Genomic DNA, 22,016 nt, shown 5'->3' on the forward strand with positions numbered 1-22,016 from the left:
AATGAACTCGCTCGAGTTTCTTTTCAAGCGGCTGCTGAAGGCGGCGTTCGTGGTGCTGGGCGTGGTGGTGTTCAACTTCCTGCTGATCCACCTGGCGCCGGGCGATCCGGCGACCGTCATCGCCGGCGAGTCGGGCGCCGGCGACGCGCAGTTCCTGGCGCAGTTGCGCCAGCAGTTCGGGCTCGATCAGCCTCTGTACGTGCAGCTGTGGCTGTACTTCAAGGGCGTGTTGACCTTCAACATGGGCTTCTCTTACCGCAACAACCTGCCGGTGAGTGAGCTCATCCTCGACCGGTTGCCGGCCACGCTGCTGTTGAGCGCATCGGCCTTCGTTTTTTCGTTGTTGCTGGGCATCCTGCTCGGCGTGATGGCGGCGGTGCGGCGCGGCAAGCTGGCCGATTCGCTCATCATGTCGGGCGCGTTGCTGTTCTATGCCACGCCGCTGTTCTGGGTCTCGCTGATGGCGATGCTGGTGTTCTCCATTCGCCTCGACTGGTTGCCGCCGTTTGGCATGGAGACCATCGGCGGCGGCCTCACCGGTGCAGCTCGCGCCTGGGACGTGATGCAGCACATGGTGTTGCCGGTCGTGACGCTCGGCCTGTTTTTCACTGCCATCTACACGCGCCTGACGCGTGCCTCCATGCTCGAAGTCGGCTCGCTCGATTTCGTCAAGACGGCGCGCGCCAAGGGCGTGCCAGCCGGGCAGATCACGCGCCGCCACGTACTGCGCAACGCGATGCTGCCGGTCTTCACCTTCGCCGGCATCCAGGCCGGCCAGATTCTCGGTGGCGCGGTGCTGACAGAGACCGTGTTCGCCTGGCCCGGCATCGGCCGCCTGATGTTCGACGCGTTGATCCAGCGCGACTATCCGGTGTTGCTCGGCGTGTTTCTGGTGACCTCCGTGCTGGTGGTGCTGGTGAACCTGCTGACCGACGTGTTCTACCGCTTCATCGACCCGCGCATCGAGGCCAGCTCATGAATCATTTCTTCAGACGCTTTGCGCGCAACAAGGGCGCCGTGGTCGGCCTCGTCATCGTCGGCGTGGTGATTCTGGTGGCGCTGTTCGCCGGCCTGGTGTTCCCCGGCAGCCCCTGGAACGCCGTCGGCGAACCTTTGCTCGATCCTTTGACCGATGCGGCCTATCCGCTCGGCACCGACATGCTGGGCCGCGACATCGCATCCGGGCTGGCCTACGGCGCGCGCGTGTCGTTGCTGGTCGGCTTGGTTAGTACGGCGGTGGCGACCTTCATCGGCATCTCGATCGGGGCCGTCGCCGGCTACTACGGCGGCCGCATCGACGACGTCCTGATGCGCCTGACCGAGTTCTTCCAGACCATCCCGACGCTGGCGATGGCCGTGGTGCTGGTCGCCATCTTCCAGCCCAGCCTGACGTCGATCATCACCGCCATCGCCGTGGTGTCGTGGCCGCCGGTGGCGCGGCTGGTGCGCGGCGAGTTCATGTCGCTGCGCTCGCGCGACTTCGTGCAGGCGGCCGTTGTCATCGGCCAGAGCGCGCCGCGCATCATCTTCACGCAGATCCTGCCTAACACCATGTCGCCCATCATCGTGACCGCCTCGTTGATGATCGCGACGGCCATCCTGACCGAATCGGCGCTGTCCTTTCTCGGCCTGGGCGACCGCAACCTGATGAGCTGGGGCTTCATGATCGGCGCTGCCCGCACCATGATCCGCGAAGCCTGGTGGATGAGTTTTCTGCCCGGCCTGGCGATCCTGCTGACGGTGCTGGCCGTCAACCTGATTGGCGAAGGTCTGAACGACGCGCTGAACCCGCATCTGCGCAACCGGGGCGAGCGATGAGCGGCAGCCCAGGCTCGCCCTTGTTGCAGATCGAGGGACTGTCGATCCCGATCCCGGGCGGCGGCGACCGCGCCTTCGCCGTGCAGGACATCCATCTCACGCTGTATGCGGGTGAGATCCTGTGCGTGGTGGGCGAGTCCGGCTCGGGCAAGTCGATGAGCGCCAATGCCGTGATGGGCCTGCTGCCTTCGTACATGCAGCCTTCGGCCGGCCGCATCCTGTTTCAGGGGCAGGATCTGCTGCGCCTGCCGGAAACCGCACTGCGCAAACTGCGCGGCAGCGCCATCGGCATGATCTTCCAGGAGCCGTTGTCGGCGCTGAACCCGGTGATGCGCGTGGGCGATCAAATTGCCGAAGTGCTCGAGGTGCATGGCGTGCGCGATACGGCGCAAGTTGCGAAGCGCGTGCGCGAGCTGATCGCCTTCGTCGGCCTGCCAGATCCCGACGTGATCCGGCATTCGTACCCGTTCCGGTTGTCGGGTGGCCAGCGTCAGCGCGTGATGATCGCGATGGCGCTGGCGCTCGAACCCGCGGTGCTGATCGCCGACGAACCGACCACCGCGCTGGACGTGACCACGCAGGCACAGATCCTCGCGCTGATCCAGTCGATCCAGCGCAGCAAGCGAGGCGGCAGCGATGGCAGCGCCAGTGGCATGGGCGTGATGTTCATCACCCACGACTTCGGTGTGGTCGCCGAGATCGCCGATCGCGTGGCGGTGATGGAGAAAGGCGTGCTGGTCGAGGTCGGCACGGCGACGCAGGTGCTCAACGCGCCGCAGCATCCCTACACGCAGCGTCTGATTGCGGCCGTGCCGCGTCGGCGCACCGACCTGCGCGACGCGGTGGCCGACAGCGCGCCGGTGCTCGACGTGCGCAACCTGAAGAAGACTTACGCCACCGGCGGCGGCTGGTTTGCCACCAGGCGCGTGGTGCAGGCTGTCGACGACGTCAGCTTCACCGTGCGCCGTGGCGAGACGCTCGGCATCGTCGGCGAATCGGGCTCGGGCAAGTCGACCATCGGCAAGTGCCTGCTGAAGCTGGTGGCGGTCGATGGCGGGCAGATGCTGTTCAACGGCATCGACATCGCCTCGTTGTCGGCTCATGCTTTTCGCCCGCTGCGCAAGGACATCCAGATGATCTTTCAGGACCCGTTCGCCTCGCTCAATCCACGCCAGACGGTGGGCCGCATCGTCAGCGACGGCCCGGTCGCGAGCGGCAAGACGCGGGCCCAGGCCGAGGCCAGGGCGCGCGAACTGCTGACACTGGTCGGGCTGGAAGATTCATCGTTCGACCGCTATCCGAACGAGTTTTCCGGTGGCCAGCGACAGCGCATCGGCATCGCACGCGCGTTGGCGCTCGACCCGCAGGTGCTGGTGGCCGACGAATCGGTTTCTGCCCTCGACGTGTCGGTTCAGGCGCAGGTGCTGGCGTTGCTGCATCAGCTGCAGCAAAAGCTGCAGATCGCGCTGGTCTTCATCACGCACGACCTGCGCGTGGCGGCACAGGTCTGCGACACGGTGCTGGTGATGAACCGCGGCCGTATCGTCGAGCGCGGCAGTCCGCAGCAGATTTTCGACGACCCGCAGCACGCCTACACGCAGCGTCTGATCGCCGCCGTGCCGGGCCAGCAGTGGAACCCGACGCAGGCGCCTGGCGCTGCGATCCTTTCCCAGGCCGCCTGAGCGGCCATCACGTACAAGGAACTGAACCACATGAGCACGCTATCGATCAACGGCGACCGCCTCTGGGCCAGCCTGATGGAACTGGCCGCCATCGGCGCCACACCGGCCGGCGGCGTCTGTCGCGTGGCCCTCACCGACCTGGACAGGCAAGGCCGCGACAAGGTCATCGGCTGGGCTCGTGAGGCCGGCTGCACCATTCGCATCGACCAGATCGGCAACATCTTCGCGCGCCGTTTCGGTCGCGAGAACGACGCACCGGCGGTGGCCTCGGGCAGCCACATCGACACGCAGCCGACCGGCGGCAAGTTCGACGGCAACTACGGTGTGCTGGCTGTGCTGGAAGTGTTCCGCACGCTGAACGACCACGACATCCAGACGCGCCTCCCGCTCGAGATGGCGATCTGGACCAACGAGGAAGGCTCGCGCTTCGTGCCCGTGATGATGGGCTCGGGCGTGTATGCCGGCGCCTTCACGCTCGCCACCGCGCTGGCTGCGGTCGACCGCGAGGGCATCAGCGTCGAGACCGCGCTCAAGGCCATCGGCTACGCAGGCGACACGGCAGCCGCCGTCTCGGCCGGCGCACCGCTCTTCGCGGCGTATTTCGAAGCGCACATCGAACAGGGCCCGGTGCTGGAAGACGCCGCCATCGTGATCGGCGCCGTGACCGGTGCGCTCGGCCAGCGCTGGTACGACATCACGGTGACCGGCCAGGAGGCGCACGCCGGCCCGACGCCGATGGCGTTGCGCCGCGACGCGCTGCAGGCCGCTACCCGGCTGATGCAGGAGACCGTAGCCGTCGCGCTGCGCCACGCGCCGCACGGTCGCGGCACGGTCGGCACGGTCGACGTGTTCCCGAGCTCGCGCAACGTGATTCCGGGCCGCGTGAAGTTCACTGCCGACCTGCGCAACATCGACGACGAAACGCTGTCCAAGATGGACGCCGAGATCCGCGCAGCCTGTGCCGAAGTGGCTGCCGCGACCCGGACCCAGGTCGACATCGAACAGGTCGTGTACTTCCCGCCGACCGCCTTCGCACCGCATCTGGTCGAAGGCGTGCGCCAGGGCGCGCAGACGCGCGGTTACAGCTGCATGGACGTAGTGAGCGGCGCCGGCCACGACGCGGTGTACGTCGCCAGCCAGCTGCCGGTGGCGATGATCTTCGTGCCGTGCAAGGACGGCATCTCGCACAACGAGATCGAGGACGCCAAGCCCGAGCACCTGACTGCCGGTTGCAACGTGCTGCTCGACGCCATGCTGCACGCGGCTGCCTGAGCCGCACGACCCATGGCCGCCATTCACTATCTGACGCATCTCGAGTTCGAGGCCGGCGCGGTTGCGCTGCTGCCCGGCGTGCTCGCTGAACTCGGCATCAGTCGACCCCTGCTGGTCACCGATGTGGGCATCGTGCAGACCGGCATCGTCGCGCGCATCCTTGCGCTGCTGCCGTCGCCAGATGGCGTCTCGGTGTTCACCGGAACGCCGCCCAATCCCACCGAAGAGGCGGTGGAAGCGGCTACCGTGCAGTACCGCGCGCAGCGCTGCGACGGGTTGGTCGCCATCGGCGGCGGCTCGCCGATCGACCTGGCCAAGGGCGTGGCATTGATGGCAACGCACGAAGGGCCGTTCGCGCGTTATGCCGGCATGGCGGCGATGCCGCTGATAGGCGCGCAAGCTGCCTCGATCGTCGCCGTGCCCACGACCGCCGGCACCGGCAGTGAGGTCGGCCGAGGTGCGCTGATCCGGCTGCGCGACGGCCGCAAGCTGGTGTTCGTCAGCCCGCATCTGTTGCCCCGGCGCGCGCTGTGCGATCCGGACCTGACGCTCGGCATGCCGGCTGCGCTGACGGCGGGCACCGGCATGGACGCCTTCACGCACTGCATCGAGACCTTTCTTTCGCCCCGCATCAATCCGCCCGCCGAGGCCATCGCGCTCGACGGCGCGGCACGCGCCTGGCGCTGGATCGAACGTGCCGTGACGCACCCGGACGACCGGCAGGCGCGCTGGGAGATGATGATGGCCGGCATCCAGGGCGGACTGGCCTTTCAAAAGGGTCTGGGCGCGGTGCATGCGCTGGCGCACCCGCTGGGCGCGCTGACCTCGCCGTCGTTGCACCACGGCACCGTCAATGCGGTCATCCTGCCGGCCGTGTTGCGCTTCAACGTGGACCACGTGGGCGACAAGTACGCACGGTTGCGCACGGCCTTCGGGCTTGACGAAGGTGTCGATCTGGCCGATGCGGTGCAGGCGCTCAACCTGCGACTCGGACTGCCGACGAGCCTGCGCGCCATGGGCGTGCCGCCCGATGTGCTCGAACACATCGTCGACGGTGCACTGGCCGACCATTCGACACCGACCAACCCGCGTCCGCTGACGCGCGAAAACCTGGCGACCCTGTTCACGGAAGCCTACCAATGAGCACCGACATCGCGGCTGCCGACACGGTTGCCGAACGCATCGTCCATGGCACCTGCCCGCACGATTGCCCGGACACCTGCGCCATGCTGATCACGGTGAAGGATGGCGTTGCGACCAAGGTGCGGGGCGATCCGGATCACCCGACCACGCAAGGCGTGCTGTGCACCAAGGTCGCGCGATACCTCGAGCGCACCTACAGCCCCGACCGCGTGCTGCACCCGATGCGCCGCGTCGGCGGCAAGGGGCCGGGGCAGGGCAGCTTCGAGCGCATCGGCTGGGACGAGGCGCTCGACATCGTTTCGGCAAAGCTGAAAGCGATCGCCGCAGTCGACGCGCAGGGCGTCATGCCGTACGCGTATTCGGGCACGCTCGGGCTGGTGCACAACTTCGGCATGCCGCGGCGTTTCTTCCACAAGCTGGGCGCTTCGCAACCCGAGCGCGTGCTGTGCGCAACCGCGGGCCGCATGGGCTACAACACCGTGATCGGTGCGCAGATTGGCACCGACATCACGCACTTCGCCGAGTCGCGACTGATCATCCTGTGGGGCACCAACCCGATCACGTCGAACCTGCATCTGTGGACGCGCATCTCGGAAGCCCGCCGCAAGGGTGCGCGCGTGATCGCGATCGATCCTTACCGCTCGCAGTCGGCGGAAAAGGCCGACTGGCACCTGGCGCCGCTGCCCGGCACTGACGGCGCTCTGGCCTTTGGCATCATGCATGTGCTGATTCGCGACGGGCTGATCGACCGCGACTACATCGACAGCTTCACGCTCGGCTTCGAGGCGCTGGCACAACGTGCAGGCACGTTCACGCCCGAGGTGGTTGCCGGCATCACCGGCCTGAGTGCCGATGACATCGAGCAATTGGCGCGCGCATACGGCGCCGAGCGGGCCAGCGCCATCCGCGTCAACTTCGGCCTGCAACGCCATGCCGGCGGCGGCAACGCGGTGCGCGCCATTGCCTGCCTGCCGGCGCTCACCGGCGCTTGGCGCGAAGCCGCCGGCGGCGTGTTGCTCGACAACGCAGGGGCGCACGCGATCGACCTGGCTGCGCTCGATGGCCGGCACTTGTTGCCCGACCCGGCGCATCCGCCACGCAGCGTCAACATGGCGCAGATAGGCCGCGCCCTCAACGAGTTGAATGACCCGCCGATCCAGGCGATGTTCGTCTACGCCTCGAACCCGATGGCGGTCGCGCCCAACAACACGCTGCTGCGCCAGGGCTTCCTGCGGCACGACCTGTTCACCGTCGTGCACGAAATCTTTTTGACCGACACCTGCGACTACGCCGACATCGTGCTGCCCGCCACGACGCAGCTGGAGCAGTTCGATGTGCATCGGCCTTACGGCACGCTCTACACCATGCTCAACCAGCAGGCCATCGCGCCGCTGGGCGAGGCTTGCTCCAATGCCGAGCTGTTTCGTCGGCTGGCCGTGCGCATGGGCTACGACGACGACTGCTTCAAGCAAAGCGATGAAGAGGTCGCGCGACAGGCTCACGACATGACAGCGCCCGTCAATGCGACGCTGGATTTCGATGCGCTGAAGCGCAATGGCTGGCAGCGGCTGGACGTGGCGGAGCGCTATGCGCCGTTTGCTAACGGCAACTTCCCGACGCCTTCGGGCAAGTGCGAGTTCGAGAGTGCCTCCGCGGCGAAACAGGGATGGAGCGCCGTGCCGGAGTTCATTCCGCCGCGAGAGTCGTCATTGGGAAACCCCGAGCTTGCAAAGCAATTTCCGTTGATGTTGCTCACACCGCCTGCACGGCATTATTTGAACTCAAGCTTCTCGTCGATCAAGTCGCTGGTGAAAGAGGTGGGTGATCCGTGGGTGGAGATTCATGCGGACGATGCTGCCGCACGAGGAATTTCGGATGGCGCCCGTGTGCGAGTTTTCAACCAGCGTGGCGCCTTCACCGTGAATGCGCGAGTTAACACCAAAGTGCGCCCCGGTGTTCTTGTGGCACCTTCGATCTGGTGGCAGAAAAAGTCGGCGGACGGGGAAAACTCGAACGCCGTGACCTCCGACGGGCTGACCGATATCGGCCGCGGCGCTACCTATTACGACACTGCGGTGGAGATAGCACTGCATTTCCACTAGCGACCATCGGGCTCCCAACCAGTACAAAGTCCGACGGCTTGGCGGCCGGCTTCACGCTGGCGGCATGGGAGCGAAGTCTGGAGCCGGTAGAGCCCATAGGGCCGGTTGAACCGGAGCCGGCTCACTCCAATGCGCGACGGAAGCTTTGGAATGCCTCTTGGTACTCGGGAAGCCAACGGGACAAAGGTGGCCTGTTTTCGACGATATCGCCGGCTGCCCACAGGATGCGCTTCTCGTCGAGCGACCGCGGCACGTCATTGTCCGGGCACAGGATGTAGAAGTCTCCGGCTTCCAATCGTTCCATCATGAAGTCCACAGTCTGCTCGGGTGTCCATGCGGCGGCAGGCCTTTCGGCTCGACCTTGTGCAGTGAGTTGGGTAAACACGAATCCCGGAATCAGCAAGTGCGCGCTGATTTGGCAGTTCGACGTATTTCTCAATTCGTGCTGCAGCGCTTCAGTGCAGGCTTTGACGCCAACCTTGGACACGTTGTATGCCGGGTCGCCCGGCGGGGTCGTGATGCCTTGCTTGGAGCCGGTGTTGATCACGCAACCAGGTCGGCCGCGCCGGATCATCGAAGGCACGAACGTCTGCACCCCATGAACCACACCCCACAGATTCACGCCGAGCACCCGGTGCCAGTTTTCGACAGGCCCGAAGACAGTGCTGCCCGGCTGGATACCGGCGTTGTTCATCAAGACATCCGTGCCGCCGAAGCGGTCCCTCACCACTTGCTCCAGCCGCTGCAGGTCTTCGACTTTGGATACGTCGGTTTGCTGATAAATGACTTGGCTTCGACCGCCGGAAGCCACTGCGCCGACTTGTTCCGCAGCGCGTGAAAGTTGGTCGACGTCAATGTCCGCGAGGCACACATTGAGCCCCAACTTGGCAAAACGTAGCGCGGCCGCAAAGCCAATGCCGGCGGCGGCGCCCGTGACCACGGCGACGGAACCGGGTGTAAGTGCTGGGTGTGTCATGAATGAGTCCATTGATCAGTTTTGTTGAAAAAAGGCACCTCAGCGCGCAGAAAGCGACTGGGCCAGAAACTCCACGAAGGCCAGCACCCTCGGGGAATGTTGATGCCGTTGCGGATACACAGCAAAGATATCCGCGTCCGGCGTCTCGAAGGTCGGCAGGATCTCCACCAGGCGACCACTGCGCAGGTGCCGGGCGACGTCCCACTGTGCGCGCATCAGGATGCCATGCCCCTCGAGCGCCCAATTAACGGCAATCTCTCCGTCATTGGTCACCAGGTTTCCGCGTACTTTGATCGACTCGGTTCGACGGCTTTCACCTCGGCCACTGCTGAGTCGCCAGACGCCATGGGCTTCATCGCCTTGCCGGATACCGATGCAATTGTGGGTGGTCAGTTGCTGTGGAGTCTTGGGTTGTCCGTGGCGCGCGATGTAACTGGGCGCTGCGCACAGGAGGCGCCGGTTGTTGGCGAGGCGGCGGGCGATGACGCGCGAGTCGGGCGGCTCGCCAAAGCGCACGCACACGTCGAAGACGTCGTCGGTTATCAGCGGTGGATTGACCGAGAGCTGGAGTTGTACCTCGACCAACGGGTACTTGCGTGCAAATTTTGAAATGATCGGCGCCACCTCGCAGCGACCGAAGCCCAGGGTCGCATTGACGCGCAGCAGCCCCTTGGGCGTCACCTTGGCACTACCGAGCAACTGCTTCAGTTCATCGATTTCTCCGAGGATGCGGCGCGCGTGCTCCAGGTAAATTTCTCCCTCTGGAGTCATGCTCATTCGCCGCGTGGTCCGGGTGACCAGTGCCACGCCGAGCCGAGCTTCCATCTGGGAAAGTCGTTTGCTCACCGCCGGCGGTGAAATTCCCAGCTCGCGCGCTGCTGCCGTGAGGCTCCCCGAAGCGGCGAGAGTCGAAAAAAACCCCAGATCGCCGGGCTGGATATCCGTCAGCATGGTTGCCTGCATTCTTGACTTGAAGTTAACAAAGGATTGCTTTCACGGGAGCGTAGCGCCGTACCGATGACCCTACATTGCACTGCTCGCGATCTGCATTGCGAGTGGAGGAGAACGATGCGGAGCCCCGCCCGTCCCTTCAGCCATAAGAGCAATGCCAGGAGACAAAGTGGAAGCTGGATTGAACCCGCCGAGCCGGTGGACGCTGCCTGCGATAGGGCGGGCGTTGCTGAGTCTCACACGCGCCCGTGAAATGAGCGTGCTGATAGCCTTGGTGCTGGTCAGTGCGGGCATTGCGATGGCGACGCCGTACTTTCTGACGAGCGACAACCTCATGGGCGTCTTCCGCTCATTTTCGACAACCGCGATCATGTCGATCGGCATGGTGATGGTCATCATCACCGGGGGCATCGATCTTTCGGTCGGCTCGGTAATGGGACTTGCGGGTCTGGTCACCGCTCTGGCTTTTCAGCACGGCTTTTCGACTGTCGTCAGTGTGGCGTGCGGGCTGGGTGTCGGAGTGGCGTTCGGAATGACGAATGGCTTGCTGGTGACTGTTGGGCGCTTGCCGCCCTTCATCGCGACGCTGGGCACGTTGAGTATCGGACGCGGCCTGATGTACATCGTCACCAAGGGTGTTCCCGTTACGCCCGAGACTCCGGAGATATTCAACCAGATCGGACAGGGTTACCTTGGCAGCGTGCCGGCACCTGTGGTGATCATGGTCGTGCTGGCGATCGTTTTCTCCGTGGTCATGTCCTATACGACCTTCGGCCGGCACGTTTATGCGACCGGCGGCAACGAGCATGCCGCCTGGATCAGCGGCGTGAACACCGCCCGCACCAAGCTCATCGTGTACACGCTGTCCGGAGCCATCTCTTCCCTGGCTGGCATCGTCGCGTTCTCTCGCTTTCTGTCGGCCGAGCCGGCCTCTGGCTTCGGCGTCGAACTCGACGTGATTGCCGCCGCTGCGATCGGCGGCGCCAGCCTCGCGGGCGGCGTGGGCAGCGTGCAGGGCACCGTCATTGGCGCCGCCCTCACTGGAATCATTGCAAATGGCGTAGTGCTGATGAACATCAATACCTATGCGCAACAGGCCATCACTGGAGCGGTCATCCTCATCGCCGTGAGCATCGATGTTTGGCGCCATGGAGCAAAGGAGAACTAACCCCGCCGATCAAACAGAGGCCCACTTTGGGCCGCAAGGTAACCAGCCCGAATCTTCAAACTCAAAAACTACGAGACATCATGAAAAAAATTCTTTCGCTAATTCAAGTTGCCGTTCTTGCCTTGCCCCTGTCGCTGGCATCTCAGACCAGCGCATTCGCAAAGGACCTGAAGGATCTGCAGATCGCCGTGATCCCCAAGGTGGCGGTACCCTTCTTCGATGATTGCAATACCGGCGCCAAGGCAGCGGCCGCAGCGCTGGGTGTTCAGTACCAGTGGGTAGTGCCGCAAAACACGCAGGGCTCGACCCAAGTGCGAATCCTTGAAGATTTGATAGCCAAGAAGGTCGATGGCATTGCCATCTCGGTGAATGAGCCGAAGTCGGTCGAAGCTGCCATCAAGAAGGCCATTGCGAGTGGCATCAAGGTCGTCACCTTCGATTCGGACTCTCCTAACAGCGGACGGTCGATGTATATCGGCACCATCAATACCGCAGCGGGTGAGACGATGGGTGAGTCGATGGCCAAGGCACTCGATGGCGAAGGGGAAGTCGCTGTGGTGACGGGTCAACTCGGTGCGGTGAACCTGAACGAGCGCATTGCAGGAATCAAATCGGCGCTAGGCAAGTATCCGAAGATCAAGATCGTCGCCACCGAAGGCACCGAAGACGATCTGGCAAAGGCTGTCGCCACGACCGAATCGATCATGCGCGCCCATCCTGCGCTCAAGGGAATCTTCGGTGTCAGCCAGGTCGGTGGTCCGGCAGTCTCCAAAGTCATGGCGACCAAGGAGTTCGCCGCCAAAAAGAACACGGTCAAAGTCTTTGCGTTTGATGATCTGCCGGACACCATCAAGGGTGTGAAGGAGGGCTACATCCAGGGAATCATGGTCCAGCGTCCGGTCACCATGGGCAAGCTGTCGGTCGAACATCTGGTCGATCAGATCAGCGGGAAGGAAACGACTTCGTCCAACGTTGACACCGGCGTCAACGTCGTGACGAGTCAGAACCTTGGGTCTTACACCAAGTAACCAGCGTCGACAGGGGCCCGACGCGGGCCTTTGTCTTCCGGAGTCGCGCGTGGCATCTTTTCTGCAGGTCAAAAATATATCGAAGACCTTCACGGGAGTGAAGGCTTTGAGTCAGGTCAGCCTCGATGTGGCCTGTGGAGAGGTCTTGGCTATCGCTGGCGAGAACGGCGCTGGCAAAAGCACCTTGATGAAGATCATGACCGGCGTCTACCAGCCGGACGAAGGCGGAGAGATCTGGATCGACGGCAAGCGCGTGCCGCAGCTCACCGGCACGGCTCACGCCCGGGACCTCGGCGTGTGCATCATTTACCAGGAGCTGTCCGTCGTCGACAACCTGACGATTGCAGAGAACATCTTCCTGAGCAAAGAAATAACCAACCGGCTTGGTTTTCTCGACAGGCGCAGCATGAACGCGGCGGCACGCGGCCTGCTCGATACGCTGGGCATCACGCTCGATCCCACCACCCGCGTAGGTCGACTCAGCGTCGGCCAGAAGCAAATGGTGGAAATCGCCAAGGCGATTTCGAATCGCTCCAAGATAGTCATCATGGACGAGCCGACCGCCTCCCTCAGTCACCATGAGGCCATGGCCCTGAAGGCGACGATTCGAAAGCTCAAGGCCGACGGTATCGGCGTCATCTACATCACGCACCGGCTTGAAGAGATCTTCGACATTGCAGACCGCGTTGCAGTGCTGCGCGACGGGCAAAGTGTCGGCACCCTCGCCGTCGGCGATATCGATCGCACCCGACTGGTGCGAATGATGGTCGACCGCGAACACAGCGACCTCTACGGCGAGTACGAGTGTCATGCCACTCGGACAGTGGCGCTCGAAGTCAAAGGCCTGGACCTGAATCACCGGCTTACCCAGTCGGGTGCGGTCGGGGGCAACAGCTTTCGGGTTCATGAGGGCGAAATCCTGGGGTTCTTCGGATTGATTGGTGCAGGGCGCACCGAGATGATGGAAATGGTTTTCGGCCTTCGTCCGCATCGCGGCTCGGTGGCCATCGGGGGCCAGGTTGTGGTTATCCGGAGTCCACGCGACGCGATCGACAACGGTATTGGCTTTGTCACCGAAGACCGCAAAAAAGATGGACTGGTGCTCGGTATGACAGTGCGCGAGAACTTCAGCCTGACCCACCTGGAAAGCTATACGAAGCTGAGTTTTATCGATCGTCTTGCCGAAGCGCTGGGTTGTCAGACTTTCGTGCGCCGGCTCGGCATAAAAACTCCGACCGTCGAACAGAGATCCGACAAGCTCAGCGGAGGTAACCAGCAAAAAATCGTGATCGCGAAATGGGTTGCTCGCTCGCCCAAAGTCCTCATCGTCGACGAACCGACGCGCGGCATCGACATTGCCGCGAAAGCCGATGTCCACAAGCTCCTTCAGGAGCTCGCCAGCCGCGGGATGGCGATCATCGTCGTGTCCTCCGACTTGCCCGAAGTACTGGCGATCAGCGATCGTGTGACCGTCGTGCGGGAAGGCCGCATCGTCGCAGAGTTGAGTCGTGAAAACGCATCGCAAACTTCGGTGATGGAAGCCGCCGCAGCTTGAATATTTTCTTTGCAATCCATTTGAAAGTTGAACCATGAAAACCGTCGCAGTCGTCCACACCGGACCCGCAACCGTGCAACCGATCAAACAGCAGTTTCAGGAACTGTTGCCCGACGTGCGTGTGATCAATATCGTCGACGACAGCCTGCTGAACGACGTGATCGCAGCAGGTCATCTGACCGAGGCGGTTGCCGGCCGCATCCTCACCTACATGCAGGAGGGGCAGAAGATGGGCGCAGTCGCCATCCTCAATGCCTGTTCATCGGTAGGGGAAGCGGCCACGGCTGCGCGTGCGGGGCTTTCGATTCCGGTCGTCAAGATCGACGAAAGGATGGCCGAACGCGCCGTTGCCCTGGGGCCCCGCATCGGTGTGGTGGCAACCGTCCGTACGACGCTGGAGCCGACCATCCGGCTGATCCGGGTTAAGGCCGAGGAGACCGGCCAACAGATCGAGATCAGCGAGGGGTTGGCGGAGGGCGCCTTCCAGGCTTTGCTCGAAGGCAAGACCGAGGCACACGACGAAGTCGTACGGCGGACGATTCTGTCGCTGGTGGACAAGGTCGATGTCATCGTCCTGGCACAGGCCTCCATGGCGCGACTGACCAGCTCGCTCGGTGACCTGAAAGTGCCCGTGCTGTCGTCTCCGCGCAGCGGCGTGGAGGCGGTGCGCGCCTTGCTCGAAACGCTTGTTTGAGTCCACTGCCGCTTTTGTTACTTTTTAACCGACCAACAACATTCTGAAGAAGGCATCGACATGTCAAAAAATATCATCGTGACAGGCGGCAGCGGCATGGCTGGCAAGTGGGTCGTCAAGGACCTGCTCGATCACGGGCACCGCGTGATGAACCTCGATCGCACCGTGCTCAAGGACTCGGCGGCACGCACCGTCATCACCGACCTGACCGACGCGGGCCAGGTCTTCAACGCGCTGTGCAGCACGACGGTGCGCCACGAATTCAGCCCCTCGATCAAGCCTGAGCCGATCGATGCGATCATTCATTTCGCGGCGATCCCGCGGATCATGACGCACCCGGACAACGAGGTTTTTCGCATCAATGTGATGAGCACCTACAACGTGCTGGATGCAGCGTCCAAGTACGGCATCAAGAAGGTGATCATCGCGTCGAGCGAGACCACCTACGGCATTGTCTTCGCGGACAGTTACCGCATGCCCGAGTACCTGCCGTTGGACGAGGACTACCCGGTTGATCCGATGGACAGCTACGCCATGTCCAAAGTCATCAATGAGGCAACGGCCAAGGCGTTCCATGCGCGCACCGGCTCGGACATCTACTGCCTGCGCATCGGCAACGTGATCGACCCGGTCGAGTACGCAAAATTTCCCGAGTACTTCAAGGATCCCGGGTTCCGACGCCGGATTACCTGGAGCTATATCGATGCGCGCGACCTTGCAACGGCTTCGCGTCTGGCCGTCGACACGGACGGGCTGGGTTTTCAGGTAATGAACGTTGCTGCCGACGATGTCTCTTCCGACCTGCCGACCGCCGAGTTGCTCAAACGTTTCTATCCGACGGTGCCACTCAAGAAGGAGTTGGGCGAGTTCGAAACGCTCTTGAGCAACGAGAAGATCAAGCGCCTGCTCGGCTTCAAGCAGCAGCACAACTGGCGCAGCCACGTCAGCTGACTTCGCACGATATACGGAGCCTTGCATGCACGACTACAGATTGGCAGCTATTCCCGGCGATGGTATCGGGCCCGAAGTCATCGAGGCCGGCCTGGAGGTACTGCGTGTGTGCGCCGCGACCGACGGTGGCTTCGGCGTGGCGATCCAGGCCTTCGACTGGAACTCCGAGAACTACCTGCTGCATGGTCACTACATTCCCGACGGCGGGCTGGAGCAACTGCGGACTTTCGACGCCATCCTTTTCGGTGCGGTGGGCAGCCAGCGCGTACCCGACGATGTGTCGCTGTGGGGCTTGCGACTTGCGATCGTGCAGGCCTTCGACCAGTACGCCAATGTGCGGCCAGCGCGGCTGTTGCCCGGCGTCAGCAGTCCGTTGGACAAAGGCGACGACATCGACTGGGTCATCGTCCGCGAGAACTCTGAAGGCGAGTACGCAGGGCACGGCGGCCGGGCGCACCGCGGCTTGCCGATCGAAGTCGGAACCGAGACGGCCGTGTTCACGCGCGTCGGCGTGGAGCGGATCCACCGCTTCGCTTTCGAGCTGGCGAGTCAGCGGCCGCGCCGTCATCTGACGCTGGTCACCAAGTCGAACGCGCAGCGCTTCGGCATGGTGATGTGGGACGAGATCTTCTTTGAGGTTGCGCGCGACTACCCGACGGTCAAGGTCGACCGGGAATTGGTGGACGCGGCGACCACCCGCATGGTGTTGAAGCCGGACTCGCTCGACGTGATGGTGGCCACCAACCTGCATGCCGACATCCTGTCGGACCTGGCGTCCGCGTTGTCGGGCAGTCTGGGCATCGGGCCGACCGCCAACCTGAATCCTTCACGACAGTTTCCTTCGATGTTCGAACCTATCCATGGCTCGGCATTCGACATCACAGGCAAGGGCATCGCCAATCCGATCGCGACGTTCTGGTCGGTCGTCATGATGCTGGAGCACCTCGGCGAAGCCAGGGCGGCACAGCGGCTGATGCATGCCATCGAGGCGACCACTGCGACCGGCGAGCACACGCCAGACCTTGGCGGCCAAGCGACAACGCGCAGCGTGACGGCGGCCGTGTGCCGTGCCCTGACTGCCTGAGCTTCAGGCCGACCGCGCAGCCCGTTACAGGTAGTTCGCCCCCGCCTCTTTGGCGAAGCGCGCGGGGTCACCCTCCCAGACGATGCGCGCGTGCTCCAGCACATAGACACGGTCGGCATGCGGCAACGCAAAGGTCACGTTCTGCTCACCCAGCAGCACGGTGATCGGTGTGGTCTGACGCAGTTTTTCGAGCGCCTTGGACAACTGCTCCAGGATCACCGGCGCCAGGCCGAGCGTGGGCTCGTCGAGGATCAGGATTTCCGGCTTCATCATCAGGGCACGGCCGATGGCCAGCATCTGTTGTTCCCCACCGCTCAGGGTTTGTGCCATCTGCGTCTGGCGCGACTGCAGGATCGGAAAGAGCTCGAACAGCCACGCCAGTTGTGCAGCCCGTTCAACGTCCGGCAGGTGCTGGCCGCCGAGGTCGAGGTTCTCGCGGATGCTCATTTCGCCGAACAGCTCGCGCGTCTCGGGGCATTGCACCAGGCCGCTGCGGGCGATGCGCGCCGGAGTCAGGCCGCGCTGCTTGACACCGTCGCGAACGATCTCGCCGGCGTAGGGCACAAAGCCCGAGATCGCATTGAACAGCGTCGTCTTGCCCGCACCGTTGAGGCCGACGACCGATACGAATTCGCCCCGGTGAACATGGATTGACACGGTGTCGAGTGCCTGCGCCTTGCCGTAGTAAACACTGAGATTCTCGACCTGCAGCAGCGGCCTCTGGTCCGCGAAGTTGGTCTCCGGGCGGGCCGATGTCTCGATCGCGCCGCCGAGGTAGACGCGGCGCACGGTCTCGTTCTGCAGCACCTCCTCTGCACGACCGGTGACGATCTCTTCGCCCAGGTACATCGCCAGCACGCGGTCGACCAGCGAAGACACGCTCTTGACGTTGTGGTCGACCAGCAGCACGGCGCGGCCTTCGTCGCGAAAGCTGCGGATCAGGTCGGAGAAGGCGCCGACCTCGGCGAGCGTCAGGCCGGCAAACGGTTCGTCGACCAGCACGACTTGCGGATCGCGCGCGATGGCTTTGGCCAGTTCGAGGCGCCGCAGGTCGGCGAAGGGCAGCGTGGGTGGGCGCCGGTCGACCACGGCACCGAGGCCGACCCGCTCGGCGATTTTTTCGGCTCGCTCTTTCAGCGAGCGATCGGCAAACACCTTCAGCAGGCTGTCGGGGAGCAGCGCCACCATGATGTTCTCGAGCACGGTCTGGCGGTTCAGCGGCCGCGAGTGCTGGAACACCATGCCGAAGCCGCGACGCGCGATCTTGTGTGCCGGCAGACCGGCAAGGTTGTCGCCATGGAACAGCACCTGGCCATCGGTCGGGCGCTCGATCCCCATGATGCTTTTCATGGCGGTCGATTTGCCCGACCCGTTCGGCCCGATCAGCCCGAGGATTTCGCCGGCCGCGAGGTCGAAGCTCAGGTCCTTGACGGCGATCAGGCCGCCAAAGCGCTTGGTCAGCTTGCGGACCTGGAGGAGGGGTTGCGGCGCCGCTGCGGTCACAGTGCGTGTCACGATCGGGTGCCTCGCGACAGCACGGAACCCAGGAAGCCGTTCGGGAAGAAAAGGATGGCCAACAGCGCGACGGCCGAGACGATGAAGGTCGCCAACTCGCCGGCCGGCCGGAGGAACTCGCCGGCCACGATCAGGAACACCGCACCCAGCGCCGCACCGAGCACGGTGCGGCGTCCGCCCAGCACCGCGGCCACGATCACCTGGACACCGACAGCCACGTCGACCACCGTGCTGACCGAGGCCGTGCCCATGTAGAACACCAGCAAGGCGCCCGCCAGCCCGGAGAAAAAGGCGCTGACGATGAACGCGGCGAGCTTGTGCTTGACGATGTTGAAGCCCAACGCACCGGCCTGCACCGGGTCTTGGCCGCTGGCCTGCAGGATCAGGCCGACGGGTGATTGCGCCAGCCCATACAGGATGGCGCCGCTGACGGCCATGAAGCCCAGCGCGATCCAGTAGTTGGCACCGGCGTCGATGGTCAGCACGTCCGGGATCGTGAGGCCGATCTCGCCACCGGTCAGGTCGGCAAAGACGACCACGAAGTTCTGCAAGATCAGCACCGCCACCAGCGTCGTGAGTCCGAAGTAGGGCCCGCGCAAACGCAGCGCCGGCAACGCCAGCACGAAGCCAGCCAGCACGGAAGCGGCGGCACCGCAAGCGATGCAGAGATACACCGACAGGCCGTACTGGTGGTTGAGGATGCCGGCCGTGTACGCACCGACGCCGATCAAAAAGGTCGGGCCGAAATTGACCTCGCCGGCAAACCCGAACAGCAGGTCCCAGCTCATCGCGAAGACGCCGAAATAGTAGGCGACCGTCAGCAAGCCGAGGATGTAGGCCGACACGTACCATGGCAACGTGGCGGCGACCACCAGGATCCCGAGCGTGATCCAGAAGAAGCGCGATGTCACGAGCGCTCTCATGACGCACGCCGCCCTAGCAGACCTTGCGGCTTGATGTACATCACGACGATCAGCAGCAGCAGCGCCGGCACCGTGCGGTAAGCCGGCGAGATCAGGTAGGCCGTCATGGTTTCGAGATAGCCGACCACGTAGGCGGCGATGAGCGAGCCGGACACGCTGCCCAGGCCGCCCAACACCACGATCGAAAAGGCGCTCGCGGTGAGCGGCCCGACGCTGTACGAGCTGACGCCGAGGAACATGCCGAGCAGCACGCCGGCAATCCCCGCGAGCAGGCCGTAGATGGCCCAGACCACGATGTACACCTGCGTCAGTTCATGGCCCAGCAGTGTCACACCGCGTGGATTCATCGAAGCCGCCAGCACCACCTTGCCCATCTTCGTGCGGTTGACGAAGAGCCAGAGCATGCCGATCACGCCCCAGCAGACGATGGCGGTGAAGATCTCGTTCTTCGGTGTTCTCACGCCCAGGATCGAGATCACGCCTTCGACGATCGGCATCACGGTCTTGGCGTTGTTGGTGAAGAAATACGCCACCAGCTCCTGCAGCATGATTCCCCACAGCAAGGTGGCGGTGAGGATGAAGATCTCTTTCTCTTCGGTCGCAATCCGCTTGGAGCGCTGGATCGGCTTGACGATTAGGAAGTAGGTCGCCAAAGCCGCCAGCAGCGCTGTGGCCAGACCGACCAGCGCGCCCGCATAGCTGTCGAGGTGAAGCACGTTCCCGGCCGCCCATGCGGCCACCGCCGCCGACACCATGATCGCGCCGTGCGACAGGTTAAGTACGCCGGAGACACCGAAGATCAGGGTGAAGCCGGTCGCGCCTAGGGCATAGAGCGCACTGATGGCAAAGCCATCTATCAGAATTTGAAGGGCAGTCATGGAGCGTGGACCGCCGTGACCGGCTGGTCTGGGTAATGAGCGGAAAAAATAGCGAACCGTGCAATCAGGCGCGTGACGCCCAGCTTGCGAACCGCCCGCCTTTGCACCGGCACGGGCATCGGCATCGGCGGCGGGATCGCCTCGGCTAGTTGCTGGCGTTCAGCTTGACGAAAGCGGGGAACTTGAGCTTGCCCTTCGCGAGCTCTTTCGGCCACACCGTGACCTGCTTGCCGTCCTGCCATTGCGACATCAGTCCGGTGATCAGGCCCTTGCCGTACTTGATGGAGTGGGTGAATGTATCGGCCTGACCGTAGAACTGGACGCGACCAATCGTGCCCTCCCAATCGGTTTTTTCGAGTGCCGCGACCAACTTGTCTGCATCGGTCGAGCCGGCGCGATGAATGGCATCGGCAATGAAGTAGACCTCGTCGTAAGAGGTGTATCCGGCGTACGAAGGGAAGTTGCCGAAGCGCTTCTTGAAGGCATCGGCGAAGGGAATCGTCTTCGGCGTCATCGGTGCGTCAGGTGCCGACACCGCCTGCAAAACAACGCCCGCGGCCGCCCCGTTGGTATCGTTCCAGAACGTGCTGCTGGAGGCCTGCGAGGTGATCCCGAACATCGGAATCGGCACCTCCTGCGTTTTCCATTGCACCGTCGGCTGAACCCCCACATGCGAGATGCCAGTGATGATGACGTCCGGTTTGACGCCTTCGATCTTGTTGAAGATCGGCGTGAAGTCGGTGGTGTCCGGGGAGAAGCGGATGTGGTCGAGCACCTTCAGCCCGACCTTCGGCAGACAGGCCTCGTAGGCGACATCGAGCGGCTTGGTCCACGCTGCGTCTTCGCTCATGATCACTGCCGTCTTCATGTGCATGCCATCGACCAGCACGTCCTTGGCGGCATCGCAGACCGAGTTGGCCAGCGCATCCGAGGTCAGGTAGCCGTGGAAGGTGTACTTGTTCTTCTCGTAGTCCTTGTGCACGCTCAGGCTGATCTCGTTGGAGGCGGCGCCTGGCGTGATGAAGGGCGTCTTCAGGCGCGCCGCCCAGGGCTCGAGCGCCAGCACCACTTCGCTGATGTAGCTGCCGATCACGGCCACCACCTTGTCTTCGCTCACCGCGCGCTGGAACGCACGCACCGCATCGGCGGAGGAACTGTGGTCGTCGTAAGTGACGAGTTCGATCTTTCGCCCGTCGATGCCACCTTTGGCGTTGATCTCGTCGGCGGCCAGTTGCGCTGCCTGCGGGATGGACGCGCCGGCAATGGCCTGCGCCTCGGCGATCACGCCGATCTTGATGGTGTCGGCCGCCACCGCCAGCGTCGAGGCGCCGCCGGTTGCGCACAGCGTGAGCGCGACCGGAAGCCAGCGGTTGCGCAATGCGCGTGAATAAAGCAAAGCAGTACGTCGTGCCATGTCAAGTGCCTTCGATGTTGTTTTGGATGTTGGCGAGGTCAACGGGTCCATTGTTCAACGCTACCCGCATACGGTCTCAAGGACTTTCCCTTAGAGCGGGTCGCCTTAGCGCCTCGCAGAAACGTCCTGGAACAGGGTTCTGAAAGGAGACGTTGTGGCGCCTTGGCTCTGCACCTTTCAGGGCTTGACGAACTTGAGCACGAACTCGTCCTTGGATTGCGGCGGCGGTGGCGTGTTGCTGTCGCGTGCGTCGGCTGGATTGCGCATGAAGTTGCCCTCGGCGGCCAACCTGAATCCGGCCTGCTCGACCTCGTTGCGCAGGAAGCTCTCCTCGATGCGATGCAGCGTGCCCGCTTCTGAAATGCCCGTACCCGGCCGCCCCGCGTGGTCGGCGATGACGTAGACGCCGCCGGGTTTCAGGGCAGCGAAGACGGCGCGGTTGACCGCCGCGCGGTCGACGCCCATATGACCGAAGTCGTGGTAGTTGAACATCAGCGTGACCAGGTCCAGTCCGTTCGATGCGAGTTCCGGTGGCACGGGGTCATCGAACGGCCGGACGACCGCCACGATGTTGGACGCATTCGGGTTCTTTGCGCGTTCGGCCAGCGCCATCGGTGATGGCCGCGGCGCGGCGCCTGCAACGGCTGCTGGCATGGGCCCGGTAGCGCCTTCCGGTTGTGCGGGCCGACTGCTCGGCGGACGCGGCGGGCTCTGTCCGTAGACACGGCCGGTCGGGCCCGTTGCGCGCGCGATGAGTTCGGTCGTGTAGCCCCCGGCGGCGCTCAGGTCCAGCGCCACCATGCCGGGATACACGCCGATGAAAGCCAGCATTTCCTGCGGCTTGCGTCGTGCGTCGTTGCGG

Annotated in this window: 19 protein-coding genes; 12 read left to right on the forward strand and 7 right to left on the reverse strand. The window is 63.6% G+C overall.

The window, feature by feature from the left end; translation table 11 throughout:
* The first annotated feature begins 1 nt into the window (after position 1).
* From QN397_RS20790 to QN397_RS20815, 6 genes are read left to right on the forward strand one after another with little or no spacing between them, the layout of a single operon-like run.
* The gene (locus tag QN397_RS20790; protein ID WP_323501816.1) at positions 2-979 is read left to right on the forward strand and encodes an ABC transporter permease; all 978 of its coding nucleotides are present in this window, start codon (positions 2-4) and stop codon (positions 977-979) included.
* Positions 976-1,818 carry an ABC transporter permease gene (locus QN397_RS20795; RefSeq protein ID WP_323501817.1) on the forward strand — a complete coding sequence of 281 codons (843 nt, stop codon included), beginning with the start codon at positions 976-978 and terminating at the stop codon, positions 1,816-1,818. Before QN397_RS20790 ends, QN397_RS20795 begins: the two co-directional genes overlap by 4 nt.
* Positions 1,815-3,500, forward strand: a complete 1,686-nt coding sequence (locus QN397_RS20800; protein ID WP_323501818.1) for an ABC transporter ATP-binding protein — start codon at positions 1,815-1,817, stop codon at positions 3,498-3,500. The genes QN397_RS20795 and QN397_RS20800 overlap by 4 nt, the downstream gene beginning before the upstream one ends.
* A gap of 30 nt (positions 3,501-3,530) precedes the next feature.
* Positions 3,531-4,772 (forward strand): Zn-dependent hydrolase, encoded by a 1,242-nt coding sequence (locus QN397_RS20805; RefSeq protein WP_323501819.1) that lies wholly within the window; start codon positions 3,531-3,533, stop codon positions 4,770-4,772.
* A 12-nt stretch (positions 4,773-4,784) separates the two neighbouring features.
* The gene (locus tag QN397_RS20810) at positions 4,785-5,915 is read left to right on the forward strand and encodes an iron-containing alcohol dehydrogenase (RefSeq protein ID WP_323501820.1); all 1,131 of its coding nucleotides are present in this window, start codon (positions 4,785-4,787) and stop codon (positions 5,913-5,915) included.
* A complete protein-coding gene (locus tag QN397_RS20815) occupies positions 5,912-8,017 on the forward strand; it encodes a molybdopterin oxidoreductase family protein (protein WP_323501821.1) in 2,106 nt (701 codons plus the stop codon). The genes QN397_RS20810 and QN397_RS20815 overlap by 4 nt, the downstream gene beginning before the upstream one ends.
* 121 nt (positions 8,018-8,138) lie before the next feature.
* Here QN397_RS20815 and QN397_RS20820 read toward each other — a convergent pair whose 3' ends face one another.
* Both QN397_RS20820 and QN397_RS20825 read right to left on the reverse strand, forming a co-directional pair.
* The gene (locus tag QN397_RS20820) at positions 8,139-8,993 is read right to left on the reverse strand and encodes an SDR family NAD(P)-dependent oxidoreductase (RefSeq protein ID WP_416352349.1); all 855 of its coding nucleotides are present in this window, start codon (positions 8,991-8,993) and stop codon (positions 8,139-8,141) included.
* Between the two features lie 39 nt (positions 8,994-9,032).
* The gene (locus QN397_RS20825) at positions 9,033-9,944 is read right to left on the reverse strand and encodes a LysR family transcriptional regulator (RefSeq protein WP_323496108.1); all 912 of its coding nucleotides are present in this window, start codon (positions 9,942-9,944) and stop codon (positions 9,033-9,035) included.
* A 253-nt stretch (positions 9,945-10,197) separates the two neighbouring features.
* On the opposite strand from QN397_RS20825, the gene QN397_RS20830 reads away from it, so the two are divergent.
* The 6 genes from QN397_RS20830 to QN397_RS20855 all read left to right on the forward strand — a co-directional run bounded on the left by QN397_RS20830 (position 10,198) and on the right by QN397_RS20855 (position 16,424).
* Positions 10,198-11,112, forward strand: a complete 915-nt coding sequence (locus QN397_RS20830; RefSeq protein WP_323496107.1) for an ABC transporter permease — start codon at positions 10,198-10,200, stop codon at positions 11,110-11,112.
* 80 nt (positions 11,113-11,192) lie between these two features.
* Positions 11,193-12,140: a sugar-binding protein gene (locus QN397_RS20835; protein WP_323496279.1), complete on the forward strand. Its 948-nt coding sequence runs from the start codon at positions 11,193-11,195 to the stop codon at positions 12,138-12,140.
* Between the two features lie 49 nt (positions 12,141-12,189).
* Positions 12,190-13,695, forward strand: a complete 1,506-nt coding sequence (locus QN397_RS20840; protein ID WP_323501823.1) for a sugar ABC transporter ATP-binding protein — start codon at positions 12,190-12,192, stop codon at positions 13,693-13,695.
* 34 nt (positions 13,696-13,729) lie between these two features.
* Positions 13,730-14,389 carry an aspartate/glutamate racemase family protein gene (locus QN397_RS20845; RefSeq protein WP_323501824.1) on the forward strand — a complete coding sequence of 220 codons (660 nt, stop codon included), beginning with the start codon at positions 13,730-13,732 and terminating at the stop codon, positions 14,387-14,389.
* Between the two features lie 60 nt (positions 14,390-14,449).
* A complete protein-coding gene (locus tag QN397_RS20850; protein WP_323496104.1) occupies positions 14,450-15,340 on the forward strand; it encodes an NAD(P)-dependent oxidoreductase in 891 nt (296 codons plus the stop codon).
* Between the two features lie 25 nt (positions 15,341-15,365).
* On the forward strand, positions 15,366-16,424 hold the full coding sequence (locus tag QN397_RS20855) for a tartrate dehydrogenase (protein WP_323501825.1): 1,059 nt from the start codon (positions 15,366-15,368) through the stop codon (positions 16,422-16,424).
* Between the two features lie 24 nt (positions 16,425-16,448).
* On the opposite strand, the gene QN397_RS20860 is transcribed toward QN397_RS20855, so the two are convergent.
* The 5 genes from QN397_RS20860 to QN397_RS20880 form a co-directional block, all read right to left on the reverse strand.
* Positions 16,449-17,939, reverse strand: a complete 1,491-nt coding sequence (locus QN397_RS20860) for an ATP-binding cassette domain-containing protein (RefSeq protein ID WP_323501826.1) — start codon at positions 17,937-17,939, stop codon at positions 16,449-16,451.
* The gene (locus tag QN397_RS20865; protein WP_409053809.1) at positions 17,936-18,862 is read right to left on the reverse strand and encodes a branched-chain amino acid ABC transporter permease; all 927 of its coding nucleotides are present in this window, start codon (positions 18,860-18,862) and stop codon (positions 17,936-17,938) included. The genes QN397_RS20860 and QN397_RS20865 overlap by 4 nt, the downstream gene beginning before the upstream one ends.
* Positions 18,859-19,740 carry a branched-chain amino acid ABC transporter permease gene (locus tag QN397_RS20870; RefSeq protein ID WP_323496100.1) on the reverse strand — a complete coding sequence of 294 codons (882 nt, stop codon included), beginning with the start codon at positions 19,738-19,740 and terminating at the stop codon, positions 18,859-18,861. The genes QN397_RS20865 and QN397_RS20870 overlap by 4 nt, the downstream gene beginning before the upstream one ends.
* Before the next feature lie 145 nt (positions 19,741-19,885).
* A complete protein-coding gene (locus QN397_RS20875) occupies positions 19,886-21,154 on the reverse strand; it encodes an ABC transporter substrate-binding protein (RefSeq protein WP_323496099.1) in 1,269 nt (422 codons plus the stop codon).
* A 177-nt stretch (positions 21,155-21,331) separates the two neighbouring features.
* Positions 21,332-22,016: hypothetical protein (locus tag QN397_RS20880; protein ID WP_323501827.1), on the reverse strand; the 685-nt coding region annotated here is incomplete at its 5' end.

This window comes from Variovorax sp. RTB1, assembly GCF_035018765.1.
Classification (GTDB): Bacteria; Pseudomonadota; Gammaproteobacteria; order Burkholderiales; family Burkholderiaceae_C; genus Variovorax.